The organism is Kitasatospora sp. NPDC088346 (genome assembly GCF_044740765.1).
In the GTDB taxonomy this organism is placed as follows: domain Bacteria; phylum Actinomycetota; class Actinomycetes; order Streptomycetales; family Streptomycetaceae; genus Kitasatospora.
Genome location: NZ_JBIURH010000104.1, coordinates 1 through 11,486, shown reverse-complemented (window position 1 = coordinate 11,486; position 11,486 = coordinate 1). Strand labels below are relative to the sequence as shown.

The window sequence follows — 11,486 nt, the reverse complement described above, 5'->3', positions numbered from 1 at the left end:
GGCCGCACCCTCGGCCCCATCGCCAAACCCAAGCAGATCAAGGTCGTCAGCGAACTCCCCAAGACCCGCTCCGGCAAGATCATGCGACGCCTGCTCCGCGACATCGCCGAAGGCCGCGACATCGGCGACACCACCACCCTCGCCGACTCCTCGGTGATGAACCTGATCCAGGCCCAGCTGCCCGGCAGGGCAGCCGAGTGAGTCTCCCGCAGCCCCTGTCGACCGCCTCGGCGGCCGGCCGCCCGGACCGGAACCTCGCGCTGGAGCTCGTCCGCATCACCGAGGTCGCCGCGATAGCCGCCGGCCGCTGGGTGGGCCGCGGCGACAAGAACGGTGCCGACGGCGCGGCCGTGAATGCCATGCGAACCCTGGTGTCCACCGTCGCGATGAACGGCGTCGTCGTCATCGGTGAAGGGGAGAAGGACCGAGCCCCGATGCTGTACAACGGCGAGCGGGTCGGCGACGGTACCGGCGCCGAGTGCGACGTCGCCGTGGACCCGGTGGACGGCACCACCCTCACCGGCAAGGGCATGAACAACGCCGTCGCCGTCCTCGCGGTCGCCGACCGCGGCACCATGTTCGACCCCAGCGCCGTGTTCTACATGGACAAGCTGGTCTGCGGCCCCGAGTCCGCCGAGTTCGTCGACATCACCGCCCCCGCGGCCGTCAACATCCGCAGGGTCGCCAAGGCCAAGGGCCGCTCGGTCGAGGACATCACCGTCATGGTGCTGGACCGCCCGCGCCACGACGGCCTGGTCCACGAGATCCGCGAGGCCGGCGCCCGGATCAAGTTCATCTCGGACGGCGACGTGGCCGGCGCCATCATGACCGCTCGCGAGGGCACCGGCGTCGACCTGCTCCTCGGCATCGGCGGCACGCCCGAGGGCATCATCGCCGCCTGCGCCATGAAGTGCATGGGCGGCGTCATCCAGGGCCGCCTGTGGCCCAAGGACGAGGCCGAGAAGCGCAAGGCCCTCGACGCCGGCCACGACCTGGACCGGGTGCTCCTCACCAACGACCTGGTCAGCGGCGAGAACGTGTTCTTCGCGGCCACCGGCATCACCGACGGCGAACTGCTCCCCGGAGTCCGCTACCGCCGAAACACCGCCACCACCAGTTCCCTGGTGATGCGCTCCAGGAGCGGCACCACCAGGGAGATCCACGCCACCCACCGACTCCCCACCCGGCCGCACCACTCCGACAACTGACCCGGACACACCCGTCGGCGCAGCCGGCAGGCCCCCGCCGCGCCCGCCCGCTACCGAGCAACCTGCGGGGGACTATCAGGATTCAGGATTCCGGTGTACGACACCCGGTTGTCCTAGGCGTTGATCTTGCTGTCGGGCGTGGGCCGGCTGGCTCACGCCCGTCCGGCTGACAGTCGTCCGTCGAAGGCGATGTCGAAGGCGTCAGGCCATGCCTCGCCGATCATCGGATCGTTAGCCTGGTATGACTGGTCGCGGTGATCTGACGGACGAGGAATGGGCCCGGCTGGTGCCGCTCCTGCCGGTGAGCAACGGACGTTGCGGCAGGTGGCGGCACCATCGGCAGCTGATCAACGGCGTCCTGCACCGAGTTCGGACCGGGGTGCAGTGGCGCGACCTGCCGGAGCGGTTCGGCCCGTGGAAGACCATCCACAAGCGGCTCCTGGAGTGGTCGGCCGACGGTCACAAGCTCAAGGGCTTCCGGGCCGTGGCCACGCGCCGCGACAAGCGCGGCCACGTCTTCCTCGGCACCGTCACCCTCGCAGCCATCCTCATACGGCTCCGCTCATGATCGGAAGGACATCCAGGGTGGCGAGTCACACGGCCTGCTTCTCGGCGGGCTGGGCCAGCCCGCCGGACGTCCGCAGCGGGGCTTCCTCGATGAAGAGGCAGAGCAGGAAGGCCAGGAGCGCGGAGGGGGCGGCGTAGAGGAAGACGTCCGCGATGCCGTGGCCGTAGGCGCTCCCGAGCCAGCTTCGGACCGGAGCGGAGAGCTGGTTCATGTCGGGCAGTGAGCCGCTGCCGGAGGCGTGGGCCGCTGCGGCCTGTGCCTCGGGCGTCAGGTCGCCGATGGTGGCAGTGGCGTAGTGGGCGATACGGGAGGACATCAGGGAGCCGAGGACTCCGACGCCGGCCGCGCCACCGAGGGAGCGGAAGAAGGTGATCACGGAGGAGGCGGCGCCGAGGTCGGCCGCGCTGACCTGGTTCTGGGTGGACAGCACGAGGTTCTGCATCATCATGCCCACGCCGACTCCGAGCAGGGTCATGTAGAGGGCGAGCTGCCAGTAGGGGGTGTCGTAGCGCATCAGGCCGAGCAGGCCGAGGCCTGCGGTGAGGAAGACGCCGCCGGAGACCAGCCAGCCCTTCCAGCGGCCGGTGGAGGTGATGAACCGGCCGGAGACCGTGGAGGAGACGAACATGCCGGCGATCATCGGGACGGTCATGACGCCGGACATGGTCGGTGACTCGTCACGGGCGAGCTGGAAGTACTGGGAGAAGAAGACCGAACCGCAGAACATGCCGATGCCGACGAACAGCGAGGCGAGCGAGGCGAGCGTGATGGTGCGGTTGCGGAACAGGCGCAGCGGGATGACCGGGTCGGCGGCGCGGCTCTCGGTGAACACGAACAGCAGCGTGAGCAGGACGGTGGCGCCGACCATGGTGTAGGTCTGCCAGGACAGCCACTGGTACCTGTCGTCGGCGAAGGTCACCCAGATCAGCAGCAGCGAGGCGGCCGCAGTGATGAGGAACGCGCCGGTCCAGTCGACCTTGACCTTCTGCTTGGCGACGGGTAGGCGGAGTGTCTTCTGCAGGACGGCCAGTGCGATCAGCGCGAAGGGGATGCCGACGAACAGGCAGTAGCGCCAACCGAGCCAGTCGGTGTCGGTGATGACACCCCCGAGCAGCGGGCCGCCTACGGTGGCGATGGCGAAGGTCGCACCGGTGTAGCCGGAGTAGCGGCCCCGCTCACGCGGGGAGATCATCGCGGCCATGATCACCTGGACCAGAGCGGTCAGACCACCCGCGCCCAGGCCCTGCACCACACGGGCACTGATCAACATCGCCGGGCTCTGCGCCAGACCCGCGATGACCGAGCCGACGATGTAGATGACCAGGGATATCTGGACCAGTGCCTTCCTGCTGACCAGGTCGGCAAGCTTGCCCCACAACGGGACGGAGGCGGTCAGCGAGAGCAGCGCCGCCGTGACGACCCAGGTGTAGGCGGACTGGCCGCCGCCGAGGTCCTTGATGATCGTCGGCAGCGCGTTGGTCACGATCGTCGAGGAGAGGAGCGCGGCGAACAGGCCCACCATCAGACCCGAGAGCGCTTTCATGATCTGGCGGTGCGTCATGGACGCGTTCCCGTCATCACCCCTGTGCTCGGGCGCGCCCTTCGGCTTTGCGTGGACTTGCACACCGGCCGGTGCGATCGTTGCCATGGTCTTCTTCTCCAACGTCTCGGATTCACTTGAAAGGACGGGATGGTCTCGGCGAAGTCCACCACCGGGGTGGTGACGTTCTCCCGGTCCGGGCGGAAGACCATGCCCTGGTGGTGGCGCGGCCCCGGCTGCCCGGGGCCGTCGAAGGTGAGCACGGTGCAGCCGGGCTCGACGGCCGCCAGTGCGCCGCCGAGGTGCAGTTCCTCGGCTGTGCCGTCGAAACCCGAGTGCATGATCAGGGTCGGCCGCGGTACCCCGGTGGTGTCGGCCCGGTAGAGGTAGCCCGGCAGGGTGGTGCCCTCGTACGGGATGGCGACCGGCTCGATGATCGGGGTGAACAACGCGGCCGTTGCCCGGAAACAGGTGCCACTGCGGTCGTAGGCGTGGTCGTGCCGCGGGTCGCGGGGGTGACTGTGCAGGAAGAACGCCGCCGACCGGTCGTAGTTGAGAGGAGTGGGACCGGGTGCGGCGGGCGCCGGCGGGGTCGCGGTCGGCATGGGCGCCTTCCTGCACCGGGGTTCGGCGCGACTCGGTTCAGCGGGCGCTGCCGAGGTTGCGGTCGGCGTCGGCGCCTTCGAGCAGGAGGGTGGTCTCCTCGATGCGGCGGAAGCGGCCGTCGGGGGCAAACTCGGCGAAGAGGTAGACCTCTATGCGGACGGTGGAGCCGTCGGTCTTGGTGACGGTCATGGTGTGGCGGTCGGCGTAGCGGTCGCCGTCCGCGAGTTCGTCGTGGACCTCGACGGAGCCGTCGGTGACGACGGTGCGCAGGTGGGCGATGTGGGCGAGGAACTCGGTGCGGTCGTCCCAGCGGCCGTCGGTGCGCTGGCGGTAGTCGGGGGCGAAGTGCCGGTCGGCGGCCTCGGCGAGGTCGAGGCCCGGGGTGAGGAGCAGGTCGGTGAGGGCGGTGGTGATGTCGGTGCGGATTGCGGTGTTGTTCATGGGGATTCCTTCGGTTGCGTGCGGGGGTGTCCCGCCGTGGACGAGCCAGGGGTGCGTGCTTCGAGCACGCTTATGACAGTAGCAGGAAAGCGTGCCTCGCGCACGCTCTTCTGGAGCGGTGGCGAACACGACCGGCGACGACATCGCCCACGCCCTCAGCGACGACGGCCACGCCGTCCTGGTCGTCACCCGGCGGGGGCTCGCGGACGCCATCGAAGCCTCACTCGCCACCTGGCCGCAGGCCGACGCCCAGGACTTCGCCCGCCTCCTGCGCCGCTTCGTCGACCAGGCACCCTTCGCCGCCGACCACGACTGACCGCCACGGGCTCGGCGAGCGTCCGCACGGATCGCGGCAAAGGCCTCTCCCGCCCGCGGGCGCCCGTTCGGCGACGGCTCGTCCCGCGCCTCGCGGTTGGCGCGGACCAGGCGCACTGACCACGGAGGTCGGTGACACGACTCACGGCGTGGCGATCTTGAAATGAGTGAGGGCCTTCTGGCCCGGCGTGTGTGCTTTTGAGGAAGCCCTGCTGCTCCGGTCAACGAGTGGTTCGCCACTGGGAGGCGGACGACACGCGGGCGAGGCCGCTGGATCACGTTCAGGTCCGCGACGATGCTCGGCCCTGTGCGGTCGCCTTCTCATGCTCTCGGCGCCACCCGCTGCGCCTCCTCGGACAGGTTGGCACACAGACGAACGTTTCCGCCGGGTAGGTCTTGACACTCTCACGCAATGGGCGTTCCCTATTGTTCATAACTGTTTAAGCCTGTTGAAACATGAGGGAGCCGACCCCGCTCTCCCCCGGCACCGAAAATGGCGCCGCCCCCACCCCACCAACCCCGATGCCACCGGCCCGCAACGTCGCCCGCATCGGAACCCGCCGTTCGGAAGACAGCACGGCTTCCGCGAGCGCGTCATCCCCGGAGAGAGCCATGATCGCCTCCGCCTCCGCCTTCGCCCCGCCCCCCGAGTCCGCCCCGGTGCCCATGGCGTCCGACGCCGGCCAGAGTTCGAGCCGGGTCGCCGCGTGGAGCAGGCGTGTCAGGAGCACCTGGTACGTCACCGTCCCGGTGACCCTGCCCGACGGCCGGGTTGGCACCCAGACCTTCGTCGAGTGGGCCGACAGCAGCGGCCAGGCCCGAACGGCGGCGCTGCGCCGGGCCGGTACCCCGGACGCCCTGCGCCGCCGCCGCAACGCCCTGATCCTGCCGGCCGGCCAGGTGACCGTGGAACCCTGGAAGCGTCCGGCCTGGTGGTAGCACCAGGCCGGCCCGTCCCGAACCGGCGGCAGGATCCCTCAGAGCCGGTCCGGCCCGGGAGGACCCGGCGGCCCCGTGGGCCCCGTCCCGTCCACTGTTGTCGGCGGCAGCCGGATCGGCCGCAGCTTCGCCCAGCCGGCGAACGCGGCCGACCCGAGCAGCATGCCGATACCCACCCAGAGGTTCACGTTCACGCCGGCCGCCCGATCGAGGTCGAGCTGCGAGGTGGCGGTGGCGCCCAGCACCGTCAGGACGGTGCCGTAGACACCGAACAACAGGGCGAGGATCCGACGGAGGTCGAAGAACCCCGCCCGCGCGGCCGCCGGCTCGCCCCCTGCCTTCGAATCCGTCATGTCCTCGCCCCTCTCACCAGAAGATCACATTGAGTACGGTCGCAAGCAGCAGGGCCCCTGCCCCCAGGAGCGCCGGACTGCGGAACCACCCCGAGTCCTCGGCAGTGTCGTCGTCCTTGAGGTGGTCCCTCGGTGTCAACGACCACACCAGACCGGCGAGTTCATCGTCCGGCTTGGGCCGGGTGACCAGCGAGACTGCGACGCTGACCAGAATGTCCAGGACGAAGGCGGCACTCGCCGCGACGAAGCTGGGGCCCTGGCCCGCCAGGTGCAGGACGTGGTGGCGGACGAGTTGGTCCACCGTCACGGCGGCAGCGGTCCCGACGATCAGCCCGATCCCGCCCGCCAGCGGTGTCGTGCGCTTCCAGAACATCCCCAGGATGAAGGTGGCGAACAGCGGGGCGTTGAAGAAGGAGAACAGCGTCTGCAGGTAGTCCATGATGTTGTTGTAGCCACTGGCGATGAACGCGGTGCCGACCGCGATCACACAGCCGAGCACGGTGACCGTCCGGCCCACCCACAGGTAGTACGCGTCCGGCCGGCCCTTGACCACGTACGTCTGCCAGAGGTCGTAGGTGAACACCGTGTTGAACGAGCTGACGTTGGCCGCCATGCCCGCCATGAATGCCGCCAGCAGTCCGGTGATCGCCACCCCCAGCATGCCGTTGGGCAGCAGGTCCCGGATCAGCAGTTCGATGGCGTTGTTGTAGGTCACCCCTTCGGTCGAGGTGCCGCCGGTGGCCTTGTACCGCGCCAGCTCCGGCGAGAGCACCGCCGCCAGCATCCCGGGGATCACGATCACCAGCGCGATCAGCGCCTTCGGGTAGGCGCCGATCAGCGGCGTGCGTCGGGCCGCCGACATGTTTCTCGCGGCCAGGGCCCGCTGCACCTCGGCGAAGTTCGTCGTCCAGTAGCCGAAGGAGAGGACGAAGCCGAGCCCGAACACGATGCCCAGCACGGACAGGGTGGCGTTTGAGATACCGGTGAGGTTACTGGCCGGCCAGGCGTTCAGTTGCTCCGCCGCATCGGCGTTCAGCGCCCGGATCCGGTCGCTCAGGCCGTTCCAGCCGCCCACCTTGTGCAGCCCGACCAGGGTGATCGGCACCAACATCGCGACGATCAGGAAGAACTGCATCACCTCGTTGTACACCGCGGCGGACAGCCCGCCCAGCGTCGTGTACACCAGCACGATCAACGCCGCGACCAGGACGGACGACCAGAGCGGCCAGCCGAGCAGCGCGTTGACGACCGTACTGAGCGCGTAGAGGTTGACCCCGGCGATGAGCACCTGGGCCAGCGCGAAGCTGAGCGCGTTCACCAGGTGGGCGAAACGGCCGAACCGCAACCGCAGGAACTCCGGGACGCTGCGCACCTTGGAGCCGTAGTAGAACGGCATCATGACCAGGCCGAGGAACACCATGGCCGGGATCGCGCCGATCCAGTAGTAGTGCACGGTCGGGATGCCGAACTGCGCGCCGTTGGCGGTCATCCCGAAGATCTCCACCGCGCCGAGGTTGGCGGAGATGAACGCGAAGCCGGTCACCCAGGCCGGTAGCGACCGCCCGGCGAGGAAGAAGTCCAGACTGGAGGAGACCGACCTACGGGCCAGTGAACCGATCCCCAACACCAGGGCGAAGTAGACGGCGACCAGGGCGTAGTCGACCGGCCCGGCGTCCAGCCGCAGGCTGGCCTCGGCAAGGGCGTTCACTGCTGCCTCGATTCTTTCGTGACGTCTCCGCTACCAGACTTCTAGCAGCGGCGCAGCCCCCGCCGCCCCGCTTCACCCGCCCGTAGGCGCGTCGCTCGACCGAACGGACGGCACCCCGTCGCCCGCTCCGACCGGTCGGTCCGCGACGCCTTGGGCAACCTGGGAGACGGAAAGGTCCGCGCCCCCCTACGCGCGGCCGGCCTCGGCCGCGGCGGAGTACCTGACGACCATGCAGACTCCGCTGGACGGCGGCATGGTGGACCATCGCGGGCCGCCGTTCCCGGTGCGGGATTTGAGATCGAAATGTCGCGGGTTCGCCGGTTGAGCGGCAGCGGCGGCATCGCGTTCTCCACCGCTGTGCGCGCCGCCCGGGACACCGGGGCGCGCACCGTCGTCCTCGATGCCAGCGTTCGGCCACCTGGCCGGGGGTGATCTCCTGGGTATCAGCGGCGATCCGGTCGACGCTTTGTCGGTGCGCCGGGTCCACGCCGCACCCTCGGATCCAAGTTCCCCCGGCGACCCTGGGTCGCCGACCCTGTGCGGAATGGATGCCGCCGCCATCGTGGTCGACCGGTGGAGCCCGCGGCGGCCGGGGCGGGAGTGGCATCCACCGCGCGGGGCCGGATACCTGTGCCTGACCTGCGATGCCGCCGCCCGCGCCCTGTGATCGGGCAGTACGGCGGGCCGGCGCGGCCCTACCGGGCCTCCGGCAGGCGGTCACCACGCTGCCCGGTGGTGTCGAGGGCGTCGCGCAGGGCGGGAAGGTCCGTCATGGCGGCCTGCTCGGCGAAACGCGCCAGCAGCCGGCGCAGGACCCGCTCGTCGCCGTCGTGCACCGCCTCGGCGATGGCCGCCGCCAGCGCCGACTGGGCATGGGGGTCGGGGTTGCGCACCTGCCGCGCGGCCTGCGGCCCTTCCACCGCCCGCCTCCCGTCCACTCGTGATCCCGGGCCGCCGGACGCGGCGTCCCTTGTCCTGGTGCGGCTGCGGCGACCGGCCGCCCCGCCTCGTGCGGGGTGAAGACTACCTCCCCGACCCGCACCGCAAAATCTATGCCCGCTGGAGTAGACATTGCCGCGCACCGTGGTTAGTGTTTCTCTCGTAGACGAGATCGGCGGTACCCGCCAGACACGAACTGGCGGGCAGCAGTACGGAAGTTCGCAGGCCGGCACGGTCGCAGGGTCCTGAAGCCAGGGATGGTGCAGTAAGGCGACAGGATCGGCAGCCGGGCCGGGCGGCCCGTAGGCATCAGGGGCCGCCATCGAGCGGTACCGCGGTTCAGCAAGAGTTCTACCCGTAGGTGAAGTTGAGTTGAGTGGTACCGGCAGTCGTAGTTCGCGGTATCCCGGTGAAGGCGCCCAGACTGCGGGCGCACGCGCCGGGAGTCCGGCAGTGGGGTTCCAAGCCGAGCAGGTTGAACAGGACGGGCGACGGGGCTGGCTGCCGGAGTCGGCGGGACCGCCAGGGACCGCCAGAGCAGTACCGGGTAGTTGGCACTACCACGCAGTTCGCAGTAACCGGCCAGTACAGAGAATGAATGGAGGGACAGCGCGCCATCAGGATCGCCCGGCCCGTGAGGAATCAGCCCGGGCGGACTCCGTAGACCCCAAGGCAAGGACGGTGGTTTCCGGTCACGCATACGCGATCCCCGTACGCCCCCTCCCCCGGGGCGGTGCGGACACAAGGAACCCGGCCTCAGAGCCGGTAGATGGTGTAAAACCCTTCGGGGCCCCGGGAGCCACTATGGCCCCGGGGCCCCTCAGCGCGTCCCCCGACACAACAAGAAGAGGTGCAGTGACCACGGCAACCATTCGACCGCACACCCCCGACTCCCTCGACGACGACGACTACCCCGCCTACACCATGGGCCGTGCCGCCGAAATGACCGGCACCACCCCCGGCTTCCTACGCGCCCTCGGCGACCAGGGCCTCATCACCCCACTGCGCTCGGACGGCGGACACCGCCGCTTCTCCCGCTATCAACTACGGATCGCCATGCGCGCCCGCGACCTCGTCGACCAGGGCACCCCCATCGACGCCGCCTGCCGCATCATCATCCTCGAAGACCAGCTCGAAGAAGCCCTGCACATCAACGAACAGCTCCGCCGCACCCAGCACGGCCAAGAACCGGCAGCCCACATCTGACCCACCACAAGGCCGACGAGACCGGCCCGCGGTGAGCGACAGGTGCTCACCGCAGGCCGCCCCGGACACCGGCCCTCCGACCACCGGCCGACTGTTCCCCATGCGTACGACCTCCCGACACCCCGCCCCGCCGGGTGCCGACAGGCCCCGGGGCCCCTGTACGACGGCTACGCCTTCCTGGTGGACTACCCGCCCAGGGCCTCATCCACCACCGTTCCTCCCGGGTCATGACGCGTGCCCCCTTGGCGTTGCTCAGGGAGCGCGCGAAGCCCCCCGCAGGGACCTTCGCGGCGCGGGTTCCGACGCCGGCTGCGGCGCGGCAGGTAGCCGCCCCCGTCGCCGCCGCTCGTTCCAGGTTCGGCGAAGCGCAGCCGTCCCATCCGCGGATGCCCGCCAGTACATGAGAGGGCGGGCCCGTTCGCCGAAGGGCCCGGCCTCTCGTGCAGTGCGGGTGAGGCGTCAGCTGAACACGACGGACCGAAGTCGGAGCCGGTCGCCGAGCCTCTTGCCAGGGGGCATCACGTAGAAGGTGTCCCCGTTGCGGCTCTCGTCGAGGAAGACGGTCGCGGTGGAGGTCGTATGGTTGCGGGGGCGAAGGCGGGCAGGGCGGAGCCGACCGTCTCGGGGGTGTTGATGCACCGCCCGCTTGCCGGGTCGACCGCTCTCCTCGCAGGTTCACGGCGTTCAGGCCTCCGTACGTGTAGATGAAGTCGCCGGTGGCGACCGAAGCAGGCGATGACGGCAAGGCCGCAGCGATCTCAGCGCGAAGAGCGTCCGCGAGGCGGACGGTCGCAGGTCGGACTTCCTCTGACACTCCACCACTCCGTACGCACGCACGGTTCGGTCATCAAGGACCTCACCGAGACCACGCCTTGATCACAACCACGTACGCTCCCTAGTGGCGGTCGGGTGCGACATCCTGGTAGGTCGCGGGTCCCTGGGCGATGCGTACCGCGTCGTCGTAGACGGTGATGGGTTCGGTGGTGACAGTGTCCTGGGCGTATTGGGTGGCGTTCTTCGTCTTCCACCCGGGGCGGTAGATGCCGATCTTGAAGTAGGGGCCCTGCTTATTGTTGTACTCCGTCGGTCCGGTGTAGTCGACCGCCTGCTGGCCGTCCTGCCACAGCTGGATCAGCCCGTTGCCGGTCGGCGACCAGGTGGCGTGCAGCACGAAATCGCACCACGCGCCCGTCCGGATGGCCCCGAGTGTGTATGCACGTGTGCCGGATCCGGGCCCGGTCGCGGCGGCGCCCTGGCTGTTCCAATGGAGATCGAGCATCCACCGGTTGCCCTTGACGCTCACCGCAACGGGCGGGTTGTTCTTGACGTCGTCGTCCTGGCTCTTGGCGTCCTGGCCAATCTGCGCGTGCCATTGGGCAAGGATGGTGCTCTGCTGGTCCACCTGCCAGGTCTGCGGCAAGTAGATGCTGAAGCCGTACCAGTTCTCGGAGCCCATCGGCACGGGCGGGCGGGCGACCTCGGAGCGGAAGCTGCCCAGCTCGTGCGGCACCGTGGCCTGCAGTGCGTGTTGGCCGTCCCGCACCGGTGAGGTGGCCTGCCGCAGCGCACTAGGCCGGGTATCGGGTCGTGATCAATCCGCGGGATTCGTCCTCACAATGAAGGCCGATCCGGTAGACCGTACTTCGTGACACGTGTGCAACTG

At 69.4% G+C, this 11,486-nt stretch carries 10 protein-coding genes and 3 pseudogenes; 6 read left to right on the top strand and 7 right to left on the bottom strand.

Going from position 1 to position 11,486, the window contains the following annotated elements; translation table 11 throughout:
- The 3 genes and pseudogenes from ACIOFR_RS41280 to ACIOFR_RS41270 all read left to right on the top strand — a co-directional run.
- Positions 1–201, top strand: a pseudogene (locus ACIOFR_RS41280) (acetyl-coenzyme A synthetase); the annotation flags it as partial.
- Positions 198–1,208: a class II fructose-bisphosphatase gene (gene glpX, locus ACIOFR_RS41275; protein WP_401005840.1), complete on the top strand. Its 1,011-nt coding sequence runs from the start codon at positions 198–200 to the stop codon at positions 1,206–1,208. The pseudogene ACIOFR_RS41280 and the gene glpX, both read left to right, overlap by 4 nt.
- A 241-nt stretch (positions 1,209–1,449) precedes the next feature.
- Positions 1,450–1,672, top strand: a pseudogene (locus ACIOFR_RS41270) (transposase); the annotation flags it as partial.
- 135 nt (positions 1,673–1,807) lie between these two features.
- On the opposite strand, the pseudogene ACIOFR_RS41265 reads toward ACIOFR_RS41270, so the two are convergent.
- From ACIOFR_RS41265 to ACIOFR_RS41255, 3 genes and pseudogenes are all read right to left on the bottom strand, one after another.
- Positions 1,808–3,424, bottom strand: a pseudogene (locus ACIOFR_RS41265) (MDR family MFS transporter); the annotation flags it as partial.
- Positions 3,334–3,921, bottom strand: coding sequence for an alpha/beta hydrolase family protein (locus ACIOFR_RS41260; RefSeq protein WP_401005838.1), 588 nt, complete (start codon positions 3,919–3,921; stop codon positions 3,334–3,336). The gene ACIOFR_RS41260 and the pseudogene ACIOFR_RS41265, both read right to left, overlap by 91 nt.
- Positions 3,922–3,958: 37 nt before the next feature.
- Complete coding sequence (locus ACIOFR_RS41255) at positions 3,959–4,363, bottom strand: nuclear transport factor 2 family protein (protein ID WP_401005836.1); 405 nt, start codon at positions 4,361–4,363, stop codon at positions 3,959–3,961.
- 118 nt (positions 4,364–4,481) lie between these two features.
- On the opposite strand from ACIOFR_RS41255, the gene ACIOFR_RS41250 reads away from it, so the two are divergent.
- Together ACIOFR_RS41250 and ACIOFR_RS41245 are read left to right on the top strand one after the other, a co-directional pair.
- Positions 4,482–4,679, top strand: coding sequence for a hypothetical protein (locus ACIOFR_RS41250; protein ID WP_401005834.1), 198 nt, complete (start codon positions 4,482–4,484; stop codon positions 4,677–4,679).
- A gap of 611 nt (positions 4,680–5,290) precedes the next feature.
- On the top strand, positions 5,291–5,617 hold the full coding sequence (locus tag ACIOFR_RS41245; RefSeq protein ID WP_401005832.1) for a hypothetical protein: 327 nt from the start codon (positions 5,291–5,293) through the stop codon (positions 5,615–5,617).
- Between the two features lie 38 nt (positions 5,618–5,655).
- Here the strand turns inward: ACIOFR_RS41245 and ACIOFR_RS41240 are convergent, their stop codons facing one another.
- From ACIOFR_RS41240 to ACIOFR_RS41230, 3 genes are all read right to left on the bottom strand, one after another.
- Positions 5,656–5,970, bottom strand: coding sequence for a hypothetical protein (locus ACIOFR_RS41240; RefSeq protein ID WP_401005830.1), 315 nt, complete (start codon positions 5,968–5,970; stop codon positions 5,656–5,658).
- A gap of 13 nt (positions 5,971–5,983) precedes the next feature.
- Positions 5,984–7,678 carry a sodium:solute symporter family protein gene (locus ACIOFR_RS41235; protein WP_401005828.1) on the bottom strand — a complete coding sequence of 565 codons (1,695 nt, stop codon included), beginning with the start codon at positions 7,676–7,678 and terminating at the stop codon, positions 5,984–5,986.
- Positions 7,679–8,373: 695 nt separating this feature from the next.
- On the bottom strand, positions 8,374–8,598 hold the full coding sequence (locus tag ACIOFR_RS41230; RefSeq protein ID WP_401005826.1) for a hypothetical protein: 225 nt from the start codon (positions 8,596–8,598) through the stop codon (positions 8,374–8,376).
- 943 nt (positions 8,599–9,541) lie between these two features.
- Between ACIOFR_RS41230 and ACIOFR_RS41225 the strand changes: the two genes are divergently transcribed.
- Positions 9,542–9,823, top strand: coding sequence for a MerR family transcriptional regulator (locus ACIOFR_RS41225; RefSeq protein ID WP_401005844.1), 282 nt, complete (start codon positions 9,542–9,544; stop codon positions 9,821–9,823).
- 895 nt (positions 9,824–10,718) lie between these two features.
- Here ACIOFR_RS41225 and ACIOFR_RS41220 read toward each other — a convergent pair.
- A complete protein-coding gene (locus tag ACIOFR_RS41220) occupies positions 10,719–11,387 on the bottom strand; it encodes a polysaccharide lyase (protein ID WP_401005842.1) in 669 nt (222 codons plus the stop codon).
- Positions 11,388–11,486 lie beyond the last annotated feature (99 nt).